Source organism: Sphingobium rhizovicinum, assembly GCF_042647625.1.
Lineage (GTDB): Bacteria > Pseudomonadota > Alphaproteobacteria > Sphingomonadales > Sphingomonadaceae > Sphingobium > Sphingobium rhizovicinum.
This window is the reverse complement of record NZ_JBHRVU010000004.1, coordinates 1,713,740-1,732,447: the sequence shown is the minus strand read 5'-3', so window position 1 is coordinate 1,732,447 and position 18,708 is coordinate 1,713,740. Positions and strand designations below refer to the sequence as shown.

Annotated in this window: 18 protein-coding genes and 1 tRNA gene; 6 read left to right on the top strand and 13 right to left on the bottom strand. The window is 63.7% G+C overall.

Annotation, left to right across the window (positions count from 1 at the left end; genetic code table 11):
• On the top strand, nt 1-711 hold the full coding sequence (locus ACFOKF_RS09700) for a class I SAM-dependent methyltransferase (protein WP_380795371.1): 711 nt from the start codon (nt 1-3) through the stop codon (nt 709-711).
• 3 nt (nt 712-714) lie between these two features.
• Here ACFOKF_RS09700 and ACFOKF_RS09695 read toward each other — a convergent pair whose 3' ends face one another.
• From ACFOKF_RS09695 to ACFOKF_RS09685, 3 genes are all read right to left on the bottom strand, one after another.
• A complete protein-coding gene (locus tag ACFOKF_RS09695; RefSeq protein WP_380795369.1) occupies nt 715-2,034 on the bottom strand; it encodes a DUF418 domain-containing protein in 1,320 nt (439 codons plus the stop codon).
• Nucleotides 2,035-2,087: 53 nt separating this feature from the next.
• Entirely contained in the window at nt 2,088-4,307 is a 2,220-nt protein-coding gene (locus tag ACFOKF_RS09690; RefSeq protein ID WP_380795367.1) for a S9 family peptidase, read from the bottom strand.
• Between the two features lie 117 nt (nt 4,308-4,424).
• Nucleotides 4,425-4,499, bottom strand: a tRNA-Val gene (locus tag ACFOKF_RS09685).
• A gap of 140 nt (nt 4,500-4,639) precedes the next feature.
• Between ACFOKF_RS09685 and ACFOKF_RS09680 the strand changes: the two genes are divergently transcribed.
• Nucleotides 4,640-4,768 carry an entericidin A/B family lipoprotein gene (locus ACFOKF_RS09680; protein ID WP_380795365.1) on the top strand — a complete coding sequence of 43 codons (129 nt, stop codon included), beginning with the start codon at nt 4,640-4,642 and terminating at the stop codon, nt 4,766-4,768.
• Nucleotides 4,769-4,778: 10 nt separating this feature from the next.
• On the opposite strand, the gene ACFOKF_RS09675 is transcribed toward ACFOKF_RS09680, so the two are convergent.
• Complete coding sequence (locus ACFOKF_RS09675) at nt 4,779-4,967, bottom strand: hypothetical protein (RefSeq protein WP_380795363.1); 189 nt, start codon at nt 4,965-4,967, stop codon at nt 4,779-4,781.
• A 204-nt stretch (nt 4,968-5,171) separates the two neighbouring features.
• On the opposite strand from ACFOKF_RS09675, the gene hslV reads away from it, so the two are divergent.
• The gene (gene hslV, locus ACFOKF_RS09670) at nt 5,172-5,714 is read left to right on the top strand and encodes an ATP-dependent protease subunit HslV (RefSeq protein WP_380797733.1); all 543 of its coding nucleotides are present in this window, start codon (nt 5,172-5,174) and stop codon (nt 5,712-5,714) included.
• Between the two features lie 149 nt (nt 5,715-5,863).
• Entirely contained in the window at nt 5,864-7,165 is a 1,302-nt protein-coding gene (hslU, locus tag ACFOKF_RS09665) for an ATP-dependent protease ATPase subunit HslU (protein ID WP_380795362.1), read from the top strand.
• A 136-nt stretch (nt 7,166-7,301) separates the two neighbouring features.
• On the opposite strand, the gene proS is transcribed toward hslU, so the two are convergent.
• The 3 genes from proS to phaR all read right to left on the bottom strand — a co-directional run bounded on the left by proS (nt 7,302) and on the right by phaR (nt 9,843).
• Nucleotides 7,302-8,828 (bottom strand): proline--tRNA ligase, encoded by a 1,527-nt coding sequence (proS, locus tag ACFOKF_RS09660; RefSeq protein WP_380795361.1) that lies wholly within the window; start codon nt 8,826-8,828, stop codon nt 7,302-7,304.
• A gap of 94 nt (nt 8,829-8,922) precedes the next feature.
• On the bottom strand, nt 8,923-9,264 hold the full coding sequence (locus ACFOKF_RS09655) for a hypothetical protein (protein WP_380795360.1): 342 nt from the start codon (nt 9,262-9,264) through the stop codon (nt 8,923-8,925).
• 6 nt (nt 9,265-9,270) lie between these two features.
• Nucleotides 9,271-9,843 (bottom strand): polyhydroxyalkanoate synthesis repressor PhaR, encoded by a 573-nt coding sequence (gene phaR, locus ACFOKF_RS09650; protein ID WP_380795358.1) that lies wholly within the window; start codon nt 9,841-9,843, stop codon nt 9,271-9,273.
• Between phaR and ACFOKF_RS09645 the strand changes: the two genes are divergently transcribed.
• Together ACFOKF_RS09645 and ACFOKF_RS09640 are read left to right on the top strand one after the other, a co-directional pair.
• A complete protein-coding gene (locus ACFOKF_RS09645) occupies nt 9,842-10,930 on the top strand; it encodes an alpha/beta hydrolase (protein ID WP_380795356.1) in 1,089 nt (362 codons plus the stop codon). The genes phaR and ACFOKF_RS09645 overlap by 2 nt on opposite strands.
• A 49-nt stretch (nt 10,931-10,979) precedes the next feature.
• Nucleotides 10,980-12,152 (top strand): acetyl-CoA C-acetyltransferase, encoded by a 1,173-nt coding sequence (locus tag ACFOKF_RS09640; RefSeq protein WP_380795354.1) that lies wholly within the window; start codon nt 10,980-10,982, stop codon nt 12,150-12,152.
• A gap of 57 nt (nt 12,153-12,209) precedes the next feature.
• On the opposite strand, the gene alr is transcribed toward ACFOKF_RS09640, so the two are convergent.
• The 6 genes from alr to ACFOKF_RS09610 form a co-directional block, all read right to left on the bottom strand.
• Entirely contained in the window at nt 12,210-13,256 is a 1,047-nt protein-coding gene (gene alr / locus ACFOKF_RS09635; RefSeq protein WP_380795353.1) for an alanine racemase, read from the bottom strand.
• A 25-nt stretch (nt 13,257-13,281) separates the two neighbouring features.
• Nucleotides 13,282-14,871 carry an MFS transporter gene (locus ACFOKF_RS09630; protein WP_380795351.1) on the bottom strand — a complete coding sequence of 530 codons (1,590 nt, stop codon included), beginning with the start codon at nt 14,869-14,871 and terminating at the stop codon, nt 13,282-13,284.
• A 134-nt stretch (nt 14,872-15,005) separates the two neighbouring features.
• Nucleotides 15,006-15,377, bottom strand: coding sequence for a tRNA-binding protein (locus ACFOKF_RS09625; protein ID WP_380795350.1), 372 nt, complete (start codon nt 15,375-15,377; stop codon nt 15,006-15,008).
• A 9-nt stretch (nt 15,378-15,386) separates the two neighbouring features.
• A complete protein-coding gene (locus ACFOKF_RS09620; RefSeq protein WP_380797732.1) occupies nt 15,387-16,235 on the bottom strand; it encodes a class I SAM-dependent methyltransferase in 849 nt (282 codons plus the stop codon).
• Nucleotides 16,236-16,323: 88 nt separating this feature from the next.
• Nucleotides 16,324-18,324, bottom strand: a complete 2,001-nt coding sequence (locus ACFOKF_RS09615; protein WP_380795348.1) for an ATP-binding protein — start codon at nt 18,322-18,324, stop codon at nt 16,324-16,326.
• A gap of 151 nt (nt 18,325-18,475) precedes the next feature.
• The gene (locus ACFOKF_RS09610) at nt 18,476-18,697 is read right to left on the bottom strand and encodes a hypothetical protein (RefSeq protein WP_380795347.1); all 222 of its coding nucleotides are present in this window, start codon (nt 18,695-18,697) and stop codon (nt 18,476-18,478) included.
• Nucleotides 18,698-18,708 lie beyond the last annotated feature (11 nt).

Genomic DNA, 18,708 nt, shown 5'->3' with positions numbered 1-18,708 from the left:
ATGCAGTCCGCCATGTTGCCGCCCCAGCCCGACCAATGGTTCCACAGCTTCGCCTTTCCCGATGGCGAACGGGTGGATGGCATCAAACCGCTGGAATCGCTTCAGGAAGAAGCCGATCTGATCTTCCCGACGCCGCTTGCCGGCAAGAGCGTGCTGGATATTGGCGCGTGGGACGGCTTCTTTTCCTTCCAGGCCGAAAGGCGCGGCGCGGCAAGCGTGCTGGCGACCGACCATTTTTGCTGGTCGGGCGAAGGCTGGGGCGACAAGCGCGGTTTCGACCATGCCCATGCCCGCTTCGGCTCGCAGGTCCGGTCGCTGGATCTGGACGTGGCCGATCACCGGGTGGAGGATCTCGGCCAGTTCGACATGGTGCTGCTGCTGGGCGTGCTCTACCATGTCACCGATCCCTATCGCACGCTGGAGGCCGCCGCCGCGATGAGCCGCGATCATCTGGTGATCGAGACGGTGACGGCGCTGCGCCATGAGCCGGTGCCGGCAATGCGGCTGTTCACCGAACTGGAACTGGACCGCGACTCCACCAACTATTGGGCGCCCAACATCCTGGCGCTGCGCGAAATGTGCCGGCGTTTCGGCTTCACCCGCTTTCAGGTGCTGCCGGAGGCGCTCGACAATCAGGGCTGGCGTAAATGGGCCATGCATTTCCGCAAGAAGGATCGGTATCGCCGGGCGATCTTCCACGCCTGGCGATAAAGGTCATTCCGGCCCCCTGCGAAAGGGCTGGCGCCGCCAATAGGCAAGCGAACGCCAGGCCCATTCCATCGGCCCGCTGATGAAATAGCGGGTCCAGATATTGGCCAGCAGCAACAGCAACAACGCTATGCCCGTGGCCCAGCCCCATAATGTCGCCCAGCCGAACACCCCCTTCAATCCCAGCGCAGCCGGAGAGAAGAGGAGGTTGATGCCGATGATCTGCTCCAGAAAATAGAGCGAGAAGGCGACCTGCCCGGCCGCGACGAACGGCTTCAATATCGCATGGCTGACGCGGAACCGCACCAGCAGGTTGACCAGCGCCACATGGCCCAGCGACACGGCAATCCGCGCATATTCGTTGGTGATCCAGATTGTCTTGGGGATGGGCTGAAACGCCAGCATTTCCGTCACGCCCAATGCGCGGGCGCCCAGGCCAAAGCCATAAGTGACCAGCGCCATGATCAGGTAAAAGCGGGTCGATCGCTGCCCCTGTATGATCCCCATTTTCCATAAGGCGATGCCGATCAGCATCGCGCAAAAGGCTTCGGCCACGCCCATGTAAATGGCGCCCTTCCCCGCGAAGGTCAGCCAGGCGCCCCACAAATAGGTCGCATAGCCGACATAGTCGCCGCTGCGCGCCTTGCTCTCCGCCTCAGCCTTCTCCCGTGTTTCCTTGTCGATCTTGAAACGGTCCAGCTTCTTCTGCCATTCCTCCATCGCCTTCTTGTCCGCCTTGTCGAGCGGCTTGCCCTGCGCCTGATGCTGCTGCGCCGTCTGGACGCTGGCGACCAGCGACACGCGCTCGGCATATTGGAATCCGGCAAAGACCGCGATGGCGGTGGCAAAAATCAGCCCCAGCGGGATCAGCACCCGCGGCCGCAAATGGCGGAAAGGAAACAGGAACAGGGCGGCCAGCGCATAGACATGCAAAATATCGCCCGGCCAGAGCAGAATGAAGACATCGACCAGCCCGAACAGCAACAGCCACAGCGCCCTGCGGATATAGAGGTCGGCGACCGCCACCGGCCCGTCGGGCTTCATCGCCTTGGCCGCCAGCATCATCAGCGCCGCGCCGAACAGGAATTCCAGCAGCCCGCGCTGCGTCCCTTCCCAGAAGATCTGGATGATGCTCCACGCGGTTCGATCCGCCGGTTCCCAGCCGATCTGCCGAAAATCGCGCAGCATCAATTCGCTTGGTCCCGCCATGAAGGGCAGGTTCATCGTGAAGATGCCCAGTATCGCGATGCCACGCAAAATATCGAGAACCTCGATGCGCGCCTTGCCGCGCACCGGATTGAGCAGGACTTCCCCCGTCGTCGTCATGCATAGCCTCCCCCCGGAAGATGGAGGGAGGCTATGCCTGTTGCATCAGGCCGTCAATCGGCAGGACCACCGGCATGTTCGGCCAGGAAATGTTCGATCGTCTTCCACAGATGGACGCTGATGCCGGGGCCGCCGACCCGGTGGGTTTGCCCTGGATAGGCCATCATCTCGAACGGCACCGCCGCGCCTTGCATCTTCGCCATCAGCGCGGTGGCATTGTCGAACACCACATTGTCATCCGACATGCCATGGATCAGCAACAGCGGATCGGCGATCTTCGTCGCCTCATCAATCGCACCCGACGCCGGATAGGCACTCGCCTTGTCCTGCGGCTGACCCAGATAGCGTTCGGTATAATGGGTGTCATACAGCTGCCACTTCGTCACCGGCGCGCCCGCGACCGCCGCGGCAAAGACGCCCGGCGCCTTTTCCAGCAGTTTCAGCGACATATAGCCGCCATAGGACCAGCCATAGGTGGCGATCCGCTTGGGATCGACAAAGGGCTGCGCCTTCAGCCATTCCACGCCCTTCAACTGGTCATCGACCTCCACCGTGCCCATGGCGTGATAGATATGATCCTCGAACGCCTTGCCGCGATCAGGCGTGCCGCGATTGTCGATCGCAAAGACGATCCAGCCGCGATCGACCAGATATTGGTTCAGCGCCCCGGACCATGTGTTCGTCACCTGCCGTCCGCCGCCGGGGCCGCCATAATGGATCATGAACACCGGGTATCGTTTCCCCGGCTCCATCTTCGGCGTCATGATCTTGGTATAGAGCGTCGTGCCGTCCGCCGCCTTCACCGTGCCGAATGTCGTCTTCACATGATCCGCGACATAGGGGGCATAGGGATGGTCGCCCGTCAGCGCATTTTGCGACAGCCATTGCAGTTGCTTGCCGCCATTGTCCGCCAGATAAACCTGCTTTGGCTGATCCACATTCTGGCGCGTCACCACCACCCGGCTCGCCGCGCCGTCCATCACGGCGTCATTCCACCAGCCCTGCTGCGTCAGCGCGCTGGCCTTGCCGGGCTTGCCCAGCGGCGCGACATAAAGCTGCTGCTCCAGCGGCGTTTCCCGATTGCCGGTGAAATAGACCAGCCCCTTGGCCTCATCCACGCCCACGACATCGCGCACTTCCCAGTCGCCGCTGGTCAGCGCCGTCCATTGCTTACCCTTCACCCGATAGAGATGGCCATGGCCGGTCTTTTCCGACCACCAGAGAAAGCTGCCGTCATCCAGCGCATGGAAATTGTTCGACAGGTTGATCCAGCTTTTCGCGGTTTCAGTCAGCACGACCTTCGCCTTGCCTGTCGCCGGATCGACCGCCAGCAGGTCGAGCGTCTTCTGATCCCGGCTTTCGCGCTGGACATAAAGCGTCCGCCCGTCCTTCGACCAGTCGACGCGCGCCAGATACATATCTTTGTCCGCGCCCAGATCGACCTGCACCTGCCCAGACCCATCCGGCGTCATGACATAGAGGTCGACGATGGCGTTGGGCGTGCCGGCGGCGGGATAGCGCTGCTGATAGACCTTCGTCCCCTCCCCGCCGATCGCGGTGCGGGTGACGATGCCGACCGGGCTTTCATCGACCCGGGCGACGGCAATGCGTGCATCATCGGGCGACCACCAGTAGCCGGTGCGCCGGTCCATTTCCTCCTGCGCCACAAATTCGGCCGTGCCCCAACTGACCGTATCGCTGGCGCCCTGCGTCAGTTGCCGTTCAGCGCCGCCCATGGCCTGCACGAACAGATTGCCGCCGCGCACAAACGAAACGAAGCCCCCCTTTGGGCTGACCACGCCGTTCAGTTCGCCGTCCGGCGTATCGGTCAGCCGCGTGACCTTTCCGTCCAGCCCCGCCAGATACAGGTCGCCATCCACCGGCACCAGGATGCTCTTGCCGTCGGGCGACCAGTCATAGCTGGTGATGCCGGTGCTGCCCGCGACGGAGCGATCGCGCTCGCGCTGCATCTTTTCCGCTTCGCTCAGGTCCGCACCGCTGCCGGTCTTCTTCGAATCGACCAGCATCCGCTCGGCGCCGGTCTTGCTGTCGATCGCCCACAGGTCCAGCCGCTCCTTTTCATCGGCGCGCGGTTTCAGCAGCGTCACCAGCGACCCGTCGGGCGACAATTTCAGCGCGCGCGGCTGCGGCCCGGCCAGATCGGGGCTGGCGAAGACACGCTCCAGCGTCAGCTTTTCCTGCGCATGAACGGAAATGGTGGAGGTCAGCAACAACGCGCCAAGAGCTGCGCCGGCTTTCAGATAGGGGGGCATGATCATCCTTTCCGGTCGGCGCGCGAACGCACCGCTTCATGGCGCGCAGGCTTAGCGCGTCGAACAAGAAAAGATCAATGCCGGGAAATAATCTATCCAGCCATCCTCTCTGGAGGATGGTGGGCGCGACAGGGATTGAACCTGTGACCCCACCCGTGTGAAGGGTGTGCTCTACCGCTGAGCTACGCGCCCCCTGTAAGGAGGAGGCGGCCTTTGGCATCGGTCGCGCGCCCTGTCAACACATGTCCATCAATTTGATGCAAAATGCTTTCGCGGATGGCCAAAGCAGGCCTATGGAAGGCGGGTCACAATCTTCCGGAGACTGAAATTTCATGCGCCACACCCTTGCCCTGCTGATCGGCGGACTGCTGCTCACCACCCTCGCCGCCTGCAACACGGTGCAGGGCGTCGGCCGCGACATCGAATCAGTAGGACGCGCCGGCAAGGACGCCATGCACTAAAAACAGTCAGTTACTGGAGAACGCGGCCGATGGCGGTCGCGTTCTTGCGCAGGCGCACGCCGTCACATTCCGGCTCGCCGCATTCGCACACTTCGATCGTGTAGCGATGGCCGCACATGACCAGAACATCCTGATCAAACGAATAGTTGGAGATGCCCGCGCGCTCGACCTTTTCCTGTGCTCTGGCCTTGAGAGACATAATAAGGAAACTCCTTCGCGACTGCGCACCGGCATCATTCGTTTTGCAGTGCACAATGTCAATTATGTACCATTTGTTCCTGAATAAAATGTAAGAATATTGTCGTCAAAATGACACGCTCCGCCGTACGGGCCGGAGTGACTTGCGCCCGGCGATGCTGCGTCCCATATGCCGCCCATGAACGACCAACGCAGCTCTTTCGCCATGCCGGTCTGGCACGGCACCACCATCATGTCCGCCCGCAAGAATGGAAAGGTCGTCGTCGCCGGCGACGGTCAGGTATCCATGGGTCAGACGGTGATGAAGCCCAACGCCCGCAAGGTGCGCCGTCTGCATGACGGCAGCGTCATCGGCGGCTTCGCCGGCGCCACCGCCGACGCCTTCACCCTGTTCGAACGGCTGGAGGCCAAGCTGGAGCGCCATAATGGCCAGTTGATGCGCGCCGCCGTGGAACTGGCCAAGGACTGGCGCACCGACAAATATCTGCGCAATCTGGAAGCGATGATGATCGTCGCGGACAAGGATGTGACCCTGATCCTGACCGGCAATGGCGATGTGCTGGAGCCGCTTGGCGGCGTGGCCGCGATCGGCTCGGGCGGCAATTACGCTCTCGCCGCCGCCCGTGCGCTGGTGGACTATGAACAGGACGCCGAAACCCTGGCCCGCAAGGCGATGGCCGTGGCGGCCGACATCTGCGTCTACACCAACGACCAGCTCACGATCGAAACGCTGGATAGCGCGAACTAATGTCCTCTCTCCCGCTTTCGCGGGAGAGGGAGGGGCCCGCCGCAAAGCGGTGGGAGGGTGAGGGCCTGACGGCCCAACTCAACCCCGAAGAAACAAGACCCTCACCCAACCCTCTCCCGCAAAGGCGGGAGAGGGCTTAGGAAAACGCCATGAACGACAATCTGACCCCCAAAGCCATCGTCGCCGCGCTCGACGCGCATATCATCGGCCAACATGACGCCAAGCGCGCCGTTGCAGTTGCGCTGCGCAACCGCTGGCGCCGCCAGCATCTGCCCGCCGATCTGCGCGATGAGGTGACGCCCAAGAATATCCTGATGATCGGGCCGACGGGCTGCGGCAAGACAGAGATCAGCCGCCGCCTCGCCAAGCTGGCCGACGCGCCCTTCGTGAAGGTGGAAGCCACGAAGTTCACCGAAGTCGGCTATGTCGGCCGCGATGTCGAACAGATCGTCCGCGATCTGGTGGAAGAAGCCGTGCGCCTGGAGAAGGACCGCCGCCGTGAAGCCGTGCGCGAAGCGGCCTCCGAAGCCGCCATGGCCCGCCTGCTCGATGCGCTAACCGGCAAGGAAGCGAGCGAGGCCACCCGCCTTTCCTTTCGGCAAAAGATCGAAGCCGATCAGATGAACGAGGTCGAGGTCGAAGTCGAAGTCGCCGACGCCCCGTCAATGCCGATGGAAATCCCCGGCATGGGCGGTCAGGTCGGCATGATCAACCTGTCCGACATGATGTCCAAGGCGTTCGGCCAGCAGCAGAAGAAGCGCCGCAAGATGCGTGTCGCCGACGCCTGGGACAAGCTGGTCGAGGAAGAACAGGACAAGCGGCTGGATCAGGATGATGTCGCCCGCGTCGCCATCACCAGCGCCGAACAGAATGGCATCGTCTTCCTGGACGAGATCGACAAGATCGCGGTCAGCGACGTGCGGGGCGGTTCCGTCAGCCGCGAAGGCGTGCAGCGCGACCTGCTGCCGCTGATCGAGGGGACGACCGTATCGACCAAATATGGTCCGCTCAAGACCGACCATATCCTGTTCATCGCGTCGGGCGCCTTCCATGTCGCAAAGCCCAGCGACCTGCTGCCCGAACTCCAGGGCCGCCTGCCGATCCGCGTCGAATTGAAGGCGCTGACCGAGGAGGATTTCGTAGCGATCCTCTCCGACACCAAGGCCAGCCTCGTCGCGCAATATCGCGCGCTGTTGGCGACGGAAGAAGTGACGATCGACCTGACGCCAGAAGGCATTCGCGCGGTCGCGAAGATCGCAGCCGAGGTGAACAGCGAGATCGAGAATATCGGCGCCCGCCGCCTCCAGACGGTGATGGAAAAGCTGCTGGAGGATGTGAGCTTCGAGGCCGAGGATCGCCGCGGCGAAACGCTGGTGATCGACCGCGCCTATGTCGATAAGCAATTGTCGGCTGTCGCCCACGACACCGACCTCAGCAAATATGTGCTATAACTTCTAGTTCCCCCTCCCGCTGGCGGGAGCGGGCTAGGGGGTGGGCCTGCGCAGCTTTGCTAACGCCCACCCCGCTGGCAATAAATCTTATCAAGTCTCGACGCCGCTCCGGTTCACCAGAACGGCGTTTTCAATCTCAGTAGCTCCGCCCCACCAGCACCCGCTCAACCGCCGTACCGCCGGTGAAGATGCACGCGCCATCCGCCGCTTCGGCGTCGGTCGGCACATTGCGCAGGGTCAGCTTCTCGCCCTTCAGCCACTGCACCACCTTTTCCAGCTCCGCGCCGGTCGGCTTGGCCCATTGGACCAGCGCCCAGCCGGGCTTCTTGCTGGCGTTGAAATAGGTCTTGAGCGCGTCGAGATTGGTGATCGACTTGTCGATATTGCCATCCAGCCGCGCCTTGGCGTCGGCGAACAGCGACGACTGAATATCCTCCAGCATCGCCGTCGCCTGCGCCACGAAATCACCCTTGGCGACGATCTGGCTGTCGAGCTTGCCATCCTCGCGATAGAGACGATCGCGGCGGATGACCGAAACATTGCCGCCGGCCACGTCGCGGCCGCCCACTTCAATCACGATCGGCGCGCCCTTCTTGACCCAGCCCCAGCGCTTGTTCGCGGCCTTGGCCGGGCGCTTGTCGAGCAGCGCGCGCACCGGTTCGCGGAACACGTCCAGCCCGTTCAACTGGTTCACCAGATCGGTGCAATAATCGACGATCGCGGCGTCTTCCTCGCTATCGCGCAGCATAGGCACGACCACGACCTGATAGGGGGCGACGCGCGGCGGCACGCGCAGCCCGTCATCATCGCCATGCACCATGATCAGGCCGCCGATCATCCGGGTCGATACGCCCCAGCTGGTCGTCTGCGCCAGTTCCTGTTGCCCTTCGGCATTCTGGAACTTGATATTCTGCGCCGAAGAGAAGGTCGTGCCCAGGAAGTGCGATGTGCCGGCCTGCAACGCCTTGCCGTCCTGCATCATCGCTTCGATCGAATAGGTCGCGACCGCGCCGGGGAAGCGTTCATTTTCCGGCTTCTCGCCCGCCACCACGGGCAGCGCAATGCACTCTTCGGCGAAGCTGCGATAGACTTCCAGCATCTTGAGCGTTTCTTCCATCGCCTCATCGACGGTGGCGTGCGCGGTATGCCCTTCCTGCCAGAGGAACTCTGCGGTGCGCAGGAACATGCGGGTGCGCATTTCCCAGCGCACGACATTAGCCCACTGGTTGATCAGCACCGGCAGATCGCGCCAGCTCTGCACCCAGCGGCTGAACGCCGCGCCGATCACCGTTTCGGATGTCGGGCGCACGACCAGCGGCTCTTCCAGCTTCGCTTCGGGGTCGGGCACCATCTTGCCGTCCTTCTGGATCAGGCGATGATGGGTGACGACCGCCATTTCCTTGGCAAAGCCGTCGACATGCTCGGCTTCCTTCTCGAAGTAGGAAAGCGGAATGAACAGCGGGAAATAGCAATTTTCATGGCCGGTCGCCTTGATGCGATCGTCCAGCAGCTTCTGGATACGCTCCCAGATACCATAGCCCCACGGCCGGATGACCATGCAACCACGCACGCCGCTTTCCTCGGCCATGTCGGCTTCGGTGATGACGGCCTGATACCAGGCGGCGAAATCCTTTTCGCGGGTGACGTTGAGAGCGTGCTTCACGGGGTACGGACCTTGGCTAGCAAAGAAGAATGGCGCGCCATAGGCCAAGCGCGCCGTTCCTGTCGACCCCCTGAGCGTTTAGCCAGATCCGTAATCAGGCAGTCGCGCCCATTCGCTCCAGCCAGGCCATCGCCTGCTTCGGCTCCCCCACCGCATCGGCGACGGCCGGTCCGCGCGCCGCCATGAAATCGGCATGCAGCGCAAAAGGCTCCAGCCCCAGCGTGTCGCGCATCGCGTCAATCTCGTCCGCCATTTCGGACAAGGCCGCAATCACCGGCGCGGTGCGCGCGATCGCCGCCTTGTCCTTCTGATGCGCGAACAGCCCCCATCGCCCGCCAGCCGCCACGCGCAGCGCAGCGATCAGCGCGTCGCGATATTCGCTCTCCAGCTCCTCGCGGCGACTGTCGAGACGTTCCAGCCGGTCAGCCTTGGCCATGATGGATCAGCTCAGCTTGTCGATCTTCGCGTTGAGCGCCGCAAGCTGGGCCTTGAGATCGCTAATCTCTTCGTCCTTGCTGCCTTCGGGCGCTCCGGTCGGCGGCGTCACGCCGGGCATGCCGGGAACCCCGTTGCCAAAGGCGCTGGCCGCAGCCTCGAACATCTGCATGTTGCGCTTGGCGATCTCCGCCAGCGGGCCGCCGCCAAAGGCGCCCTTCATCGCTTCCTGAAACTGCTGCTGATTCTTGCGGAACGCATCCATCGACGCTTCCAGATATTGCGGCACCATCGACTGCATCGAATCGCCATACATGGCGATCAACTGACGCAGGAAGTTGACGGGCAGCATATTCTTGCCGCGCTGTTCCTCTTCCATGATGATCTGGGTCAGCACATTATGCGTGATGTCTTCGCCGGTCTTGGCGTCGACCACGATGAACTCCCGTCCCTCGCGCGTCATCTGGGACAAAAGGTCTAGTGTGATGTAGCTGGAAGTTTCGGTATTATAGAGCCGCCTGTTGGCGTACTTCTTGATGACGACCGGCTCAGATTCATTGACGGTCTTGGATTTGGTCATGGATTCCTCTCCCACACCTGCACTTACCGCATTAGCACAAGGCGATGCCGCACCGCAACATGGCCCGCGCCCTTTGCCCCTTTTTCTCAATATTTTATGGCGCGAAACGGAGGGAAAACCCGAACTGCGCCGCCGTGCCTTTGCCGGTTTGCGCAAATATCAGGAGGCGCAGCGTCCCGTTCCGGCACAACCGCGCGTCCGCCTGGCCAGCGCCGGGCCGGCCCGCTTGCTGCAATATGGCGCGGCAAGCGCCCGTCATCCCGTGGTTTTCATCCCCTCGCTCATCAATCCGCCGCAGGTTCTGGACCTGTCCGAAAGCCGATCCTTGCTGCGCCACATGGCCGCAGCAGGCCATGACGCCTATCTGGTCGACTGGGGCGCGCCCACTCGTGCGGATGCGACGCTGGGATTGGACGGGCATGTCACTGATCGCCTTTTGCCCCTGCTCGCCGCGCTGCCGCGCCCGCCCATATTGGTCGGCTATTGTCTGGGCGGCACGCTGGCGCTGGGGGCGGCGGCCTTGCGGGATTTTCCGGCCGTCGCGACGATCGCCGCCCCATGGCGGTTCGACGCCTTCGCCCCCGCCGATCTGGACCTGATCGGCAATTTGTGGCGCAGCGCAAAGGCGATGTGCGAACGGATCGGCTATGTGCCGATGGAGGTGCTGCAATCGGGCTTCTGGGCGATGGACCCCGCCCGCACCATCGCCAAATATGCCGCCTTTGGGGACATGGAAGCCGGATCGGACGCAGAGCGCGCCTTTCTGGCGGTCGAGGATTGGGCCAATGGCGGCGCACCGCTCAGCTTCGCCGCCGGCCGCGACCTGTTCGAATCCTTCTATGCCGGCAATGCCAGCGGGGCGGGCCGATGGCGCATCGGCGCGCGCATTGTCGATCCTGCTGCGCTGCAATGCCCCACCCTGTCCGTCGCCTCCCGCACCGACCGCATCGTGCCCGCCGCCAGCAGCCCGCGCCTGAAGCAGGAACGCCGCCTTTCGCTAGGGCATGTGGGCATGGTGGTGGGCGGCCGCGCGCGCGAAATGCTATGGAACCCGCTCTCCCTTTGGCTTTCCAGCCACGGAGGTTGATGCTATTGCGCTTGCGAAAACACAATCAACCAACATGAGGATAAAGGCTTTGTCAGACATCGTCATTACCGCCGCCAAGCGCACGCCTGTCGGCAGCTTTCTGGGGGCATTCGGTTCGGTCCCTGCGCACGAACTGGGGCGTCAGGCGATCCTCGCCGCGCTGGCCCAGGCTGCCGTCGCGCCTGAAGAAGTGGATGAAGTGATTCTGGGTCAGGTTCTGGCGGCCGGTCAGGGGCAAAACCCCGCCCGCCAGGCTGCTGTCAATGCCGGCATCCCGGTCGAACGCACCGCGATCGGCCTCAATCAGCTCTGCGGATCGGGCCTGCGCGCCGTGGCGCTCGCGGCTCAGGCAATCCGCGCCGGCGACGCCGACATCATGGTCGCTGGCGGCCAGGAAAGCATGTCGATGGCGCCCCATGCCCAGTTGCTGCGCCCCGGCGCGAAGATGGGCTCGGTCACGCTGATCGACACGATGATCCATGATGGCCTGACCGATGCCTTCAACAATTATCATATGGGCATCACCGCCGAAAATCTGGCCGAAAAATACCAGATCAGCCGCGAAGCGCAGGACGCGTTCGCGGTGTCCAGCCAGAATAAGGCGGAAGCCGCGCGCGCATCGGGCCGCTTTGTCGATGAAATCGCGCCGGTCACGATCAAGGGCCGCAAGGGCGATGTCGTCGTCGATCAGGACGAATATATCCGCGCCGGCGCCACGATCGAGGCGATGGAAAAGCTCAAGCCCGCCTTCAAGAAGGACGGCACCGTCACCGCCGGCAACGCCAGCGGCCTCAACGACGGCGCGGCTGCTCTGGTGCTGATGACGGCGGACGCCGCCGCCAAGCGTGGAGCGACTGTTCTGGGCCGCATCGCCGGCTTCGGCACCGCCGGCGTCGATCCGGCGATCATGGGCATCGGCCCGGCCCCCGCCAGCCGAAAGGCGCTGGCCAAGGCTGGCTGGTCGGTCGCCGATCTGGATCTGATCGAAGCCAATGAAGCCTTTGCCGCGCAGGCTCTGTCGGTCGGTCAGGAACTGGGCTTCGATCCTGAAAAGCTGAACGTCAATGGCGGCGCGATCGCCATCGGCCACCCGATCGGCGCGTCGGGCGCGCGCGTGCTGACCACGCTGCTCTACGAAATGGCCAAGCGCGACGCGAAGAAGGGGCTTGCCACCCTGTGCATCGGCGGCGGCATGGGCGTCGCCATGTGCATCGAGCGCTAATAGAGCAGAGATGAAGAAAAAGGGCCGCCGGTCGCAGGACCGGCGGCCCTTTTCGTGTCAGTCCCAGACCCGGTCGTAACGCGCGCCAAGGCCAGTCAGCAGTTCATAGGGCGACAGGCCCGAAGCGGCCGACGCCTCGCCCAGATCATAGGCGATGTCGATCCAGTCGCCTTCCGCCACATCCGGCTGCGCGCTGACGTCCACCGCCAGCAGGTCCATCGACACGCGCCCCAGCACCGGCAGCTTTGCGCCGTTCACGATAGCAGCGCCCCGGCCGGAAAAGCCGCGCAGATAGCCGTCGGCATAGCCCAAGTTCAGGATCGCAACCTCATGGTCGCGCTGCGCCGTGAAGCTGGTGTTGTAACCGATGCTGTCCCCCGCCAGCAGCAACCGGCGCTGCACTATCTGCGCCTGCGGCTGCACGACGGGCCGGATATGCCCAGCCGCCGCATCGCGCGGAATGCCGCCATAGAGCGCCAGCCCCGGCCGCGTCAGATCGAAATGATAGTCGCCGCCCAGGCAAATGCCCGCGCTGTTGGCCAGACTATAGCGCTGGACGGAAATCTGGCTCCGCAGCACCGTAAAACGCTCCAGTTGCGTGGCGTTGAACCCCACCTCTTCATCGGCCGACGCCAGATGGCTGAGCAGCGTCACAATCTCCAGCCCCTCGACCGCCGCCGCCACATCGCCGCGCCAGTCCAGCCCCAGCCGGTTCATCCCGGTGTCGATCATCACATCGCAAGCGCCACCGCCCGCCGCCCGCCATCGTGCAATCTGGCCCGGGGTGCAGAGCACCGGCCGCGCCCGCGATCCCAGCGCCTGCGCCATATCCTCGTCCCGCACCCCATGCAGCACCGACAGACTGACGCCATCCTCCAGCAACGGCTCCACCGCCGCCGCCTCGCCCCAGTTGGACACAAAGAAATCGCGGCACCCCGCCTGCATCAGTCGGCGCATCACCTCCGCCGCGCCCAGCCCATAGCCATTGGCCTTGATCGCCGCGCCGCATGCCGCGCCGCCGCTCATGGCCGCCAGCCAGCGCCAGTTGGACATCAGCGCATCGCCATTCAGGCGCAGGCGCAACGGAGCGGTATAGGCGTGCATGCCGGTGCCGATAGCCTCCCATGGATCAGGCGTCGAGGGGCCGGTCCTTCGTTTCGGGCAGCGCCACCAGACAGGTGATCAGCGCCATCGCCACCACCGCCAGCGTATACCACAGGCCCGCATAGGGATTGCCCGTGCGCGCCACGATATATTGGCTGACCAGCGGCAGGAAGCCCCCAAAATAGCCGGTGCCGATATGATAGGGGATGGACAGCGACGAATAGCGGATGCGCGCCGGAAAATATTCCGACAAGAGCGCCGCCACCGGGCCATAGGTCGCGCCCGACAGCGTCCAGAGCAACAGCAGCGCGCCGAACAGCGCCAGCGCGCGCGGCCAGTCCGGCGTCACCGTGCCGAAATCATAGCCCGCACTATTGAGCGCCCGGTCCAGCCCCGCCGGGCTGAGATCGCTCACCGGCACACCGCCGATGCTGACGGCCGGCATGGCCGCAATCTGCTTCTCATAGGGGATGCCGCGCTTGGACAGATGGTCGAGCAGCCTGCCGCAGGCGGTCGGCTGCACCTTGGCAAAGGGATCGAAGCGGCAATCCGGCCCGCTCACCACCACCGGCGCGCGCGCGGCCGCCGTCTCCAGTTCCGGGTTCGCCGTGCGGCCCATGAACTGATAGAGCGGCAGCGCCAGCAGCAGCACCAGCGCATAGCCGATGATGATCGGCTTCTTTCGCCCGATCCGATCCGACAGCCAGCCAAAGAAGATGAAGCTCGCCACCCCGAAAAAGGCGCTGCCGCCCACCAGCAACTGCGCCAGCCTCGGCGCGACATGCAGGCCATTTTGCAGGAAATAGAGCGCCTGAAACATCACCGTATAGGCGATGACGGTGAAGCCGGCCGCAATGCCGATCATGGCGACGAGCATCCGCTTCTTATTGCCCGGCGCGGTGAAGGCTTCCTTCAGCGGATTTTTCGCCTGCGCGCCCGCCTGCTTCATCGCCAGAAACACCGGGCTTTCGCGCAGCATCAGCCGCATCCAGAGCGATATGCCCAGCAGCACGAGCGACAGGATGAAGGGGATGCGCCATCCCCATGCATCCCACACCGCCTTGCCCACGATCGCCTGCGTGCCCACGACCACGATCAGCGACAGGATGAAGCCGCCGATCACGCCTGCCTGAATGAAGCTGGTGTAGAAACCGCGCCTGCCCGCCGGGGCATGTTCCGCGACATAGATGGCCGCCCCGCCATATTCGCCGCCCAGCGCCAGCCCCTGCGCGATCCTTAAGCATATCAGGATCACCGGCGCGGCCATGCCGATGCTGGCGACCGACGGGGTCAGCCCCACGCCCGCCGTCGCCAGCCCCATCAGGATGATCGTCGCCAGAAACGTATATTTGCGCCCCAGCCGGTCGCCCAGATAGCCGAACAGCATTGCCCCGATCGGCCGGAAAGCGAAACCGATGGCAAAGCCCGCCAGCGTATAGAGCAATTCGACGGTCGGATTGTCGGTCGGGAAGAAGGTGCGGCCGATGATTGGCGCCAGCACGCCATAGATGTAGAAATCATACCATTCGAACACGGTGCCCAGCGCCGACGCGGTGATGACCATCCGGTCCCGCCGCGCGTCCATGACATAATCCGCCCCCACCGAATCCGGCATCCTTCCCCCTTAACTTCGCATATTTCCCGCAACTTCTGACATGAAGATGCGGCGGCGGGAAAGATAATTTCCTACATGGCCTGCCCATTATGCCCACCACGATCATAGCATTGCAGCAGCGTCATAGGACAGGATCAGAACAGCCGCGACCCGTTGGGCACGGGCCGGTCGGGCGCGAACAGCATCACCGCGCCGTCCGCATCGGCGAAGCCCAGCGTCAGCACTTCGGACAGGAACTTGCCGATCTGGCGCGGCGGGAAATTGACCACCGCCGCCACCTGTCGCCCCGGCAAATCCACCAGCGCATGATTTTCCGTGATCTGGGCGCTGGATTTCTTCTGCCCGATCGTCGGACCGAAATCGATCAGCAGCTTGTAGGCGGGCTTGCGCGCCTCGGGATAGGGATCGGCGCTGACGATCGTGCCGACACGAATATCGACCTTCAGAAAATCGTCGAAGCCGATCATGTCGGCGGCGGGCGCGGCGGGATCATGGGTCAGATGCATGGGCGGACCTTATGCAGGGATGCGCGCAGACCATATCCAGGCGGCGGCCGGAAAGTCCACATGTCCGTCGGACAGGCGCGCCGCGCAGAGCGCCCGCACGGCCGCGACAATCGCCGGCCGCTCCGCCGGGTCCGCCATTTTGAGCGCGCGCGCCGCCGGGCCGATCCGGCTGAAAAAGCCGACCGCATCGGCCACCGGATCCTCCCCGCTGCCCGCGCGATAGAGGAAGTCGACCGGCCGGGCCTCCACTTGAACCCAGCCCGCCTGCGCCAGCAGTCCGCGCACGAAATCCGCGTCGGCAAAGGCGAACGGCCCCGGCGCATAGCCGTCCGCCGCTGGCGGCGCTTCGCCCACCGCCGCCATCGTCTCGCGCGCCCAGACATTGTCCGCCGGCGCGCGGAAGCAGGAAAAGACCAGCCGCCCGCCCGGCCGCGTCCCCGCGCGCAACCGGGTGAAGGCGTCGACCGGATCGGCAAAGAACATCACGCCATGGCGCGAAACGATCAGGTCGAACGGCCCGGCCGCGCCGATCGCCTGCTCCACCGGCGCTGCAATGAAGCGGATATTGGCGTTCGCCCCCGCCCGCTCCCGCGCCACCGCGATCAGCGCTGCGGAAATGTCAATCCCCGTCACCTGCGCGTGGCGGTTCGCGTCCGCCGCCGCCAGCGCCGTCCCGCCCGCGCCGCAGCCAATATCGGCCACGGCGACCGGGCCTTCCCCCATGACGTGCGCAATCGTCCGGTCCAGTTCCGCCGACAGCGCGGCAAAGCTGCGATCGGTCCGTCGCCATTCCTGCGCCCAGACATCGCCATTGGGGCCGGTCCAGCCCGCCGCGTCCAATATTGCCGCCTGTTCCATCGTCACGCCTTTCCTTTTCGCATGTCGCCCAAAATGACGGCCCCATGCGAAAAGGCAAGACTATTGCGATAAATTCGCAATAAGGCGGTTATTCCAGTTCCAGGATCACCGCGTCCACCGGCAGGCTTTCGCCCTGCGCGGCCGACACGCTCTTGACCGTGCCCGCCTTGCCGGCGCGCAGGATATTTTCCATCTTCATCGCCTCGATCACGGCGAGCGGCTGGCCGATTTCGACCTTATCGCCTTCCTTGACGTTCAGCGCGACCAGCAGGCCGGGCATCGGGCAGATGAGATATTTGGAAAGATCGGGCGGGATCTTTTCGATCATGTGCGCGGCATAGGGCGCGGCATGGGCGGGCAGGATGCGCAGCTTATGGCTCGCGCCATGCGCCGTCAGCACGAAGCCCGACCGCACCGGCGCAATCCGCACCGCCAGCGCGTCCTCGCCAAACTCCGCCTCGATCAGGCGATCGCCCGGCGTATATTCAAGCGCCATGTCGAGGCTCTCGCCATCGACCGTCACCTCATCGCCGTCGATCACGACGTCGTGGATCGCGTCCCCGATCTTCACCTGCCAGCCGGTGGGCGGCGACAGGCGACGGCCAAGCTGCCCGTCGATGCGGCGGGCGCGGTCGGCCTGCGCCATCGCGGCAAAGGCGCCGATCGCGGACAGGCGCTGGAGCAGCTCGGCCGACGCGGGTGCGCCGGTGAAACCCTCGGGATATTCCTCCGCGATAAAGCCGGTGGTGATGTTGCCGGAGCGGAAGCGCTCATGCTGCATCAGCGCGGAGACGAAATCGATATTGTGGCCCGGCCCCTCGATCTCGAACTTGTCGAGCGCCTCGATCTGCTTGTCGATCGCCTCCAGACGGGTCGGCGCCCAGGTGATCAGCTTGGCGATCATCGGATCGTAGAAGATCGACACTTCGCCGCCTTCCTGCACGCCATCATCCACGCGGATCAGCGCGCCGCTCTCATCCGTGCCGGTTTCGGGTGGATTATAGCGGATCAGGCGACCCGTCGACGGCAGGAAGCCGCGATAGGGATCTTCGGCATAGACGCGGTTCTCGATCGACCAGCCGTTGATCTTCACATCGTCCTGACCGAAGCTCAGCTTTTCGCCATTGGCGACGCGGATCATCTGTTCGACCAGATCGACGCCGGTGATTTCCTCGGTGACGGGATGCTCGACCTGAAGCCGGGTGTTCATTTCGAGGAAGTAGAAGCCGTCGCCGGTCTTGTCCTCACCGCTGACGATCAGTTCGACCGTGCCGGCGCTGAAATAACCGACTGCGCGGGCGAGCGCGACGCACTGTTCGCCCATCTTCCTGCGCATTTCGGGGCTGACGAAGGGCGACGGCGCTTCCTCGACCACCTTCTGGTGGCGGCGCTGGATCGAGCATTCGCGTTCGTTGAGGTAAACGATATTGCCATGCTGGTCGCCCAGCACCTGAATTTCGATGTGGCGCGGGCTTTCGATGAACTTTTCGATAAAGACGCGGTCGTCGCCGAAGCTGTTCAGCCCCTCGCGCTTGGTCGCCTCAAAGCCTTCGCGCACGTCCTGCTCGCTATAGGCGAGGCGCATGCCCTTGCCGCCGCCGCCGGCCGATGCCTTCATCATGACCGGATAGCCGATCTCGTTGGAGATGCGGACGGCATGTTCGGTGTCGTCGATGACGCCAACGAAACCGGGGACGACATTGACGCCCGCTTCCATCGCCAGCTTCTTGGATTCAATCTTGTCGCCCATGGCGGCGATGGCATTGGCGGGCGGGCCGACGAAGATGATGCCCTCGGCGTCCAGCGCCTTGCGGAAGCTTTCGCGCTCAGACAGGAAGCCATAGCCCGGATGGACCGCGTCGGCGCCGGTCGCCTTGCACGCTTCGATGATCTTGTCGGCCAGCAGATAGGATTGGGCGGCGGGCGGCGGGCCGATATGGACGGCTTCATCGGCCATCAGCACATGCGGCGCGCGGGCGTCGGCATCGGAATAGACCGCGACGGTCTTGATGCCCATCTTCTTCGCCGTGCGCATGACACGACACGCAATTTCGCCACGGTTCGCGATCAGGATCTTGGTGATTGCCATTCTACTTCCTGTCCCAGTCCTTATTCAATGCCTCTCACCCCGTTCGGGCTGAGCCTGTCGAAGCCCCGTTCTTGTCTTCAAGAAGAAGTACAGCCCTCTGACATTTCAACGAGACAAGTGGCTCGTTGAAACAGGGCGAACGGGTGTTGATCTATTGCTTATCCACTCCCGAGAGTCGGGCCTTGAAATAGGCAAAACTAAGTCCTGCAAAAATCAGGAGCGACAGCGCTCCCGTAATAGCTGGCGAAATGCCATCGCAGTCCGCCGGAGCATCCGGCCCCATCCCGCAACTACCAATGGAGGCCAACAAAATGACAATCACCGCGATCAGCCAATAGGCTAGGCCAAGCACCACAAAGAGTCCGATCTTCATGGCGCTCGGCT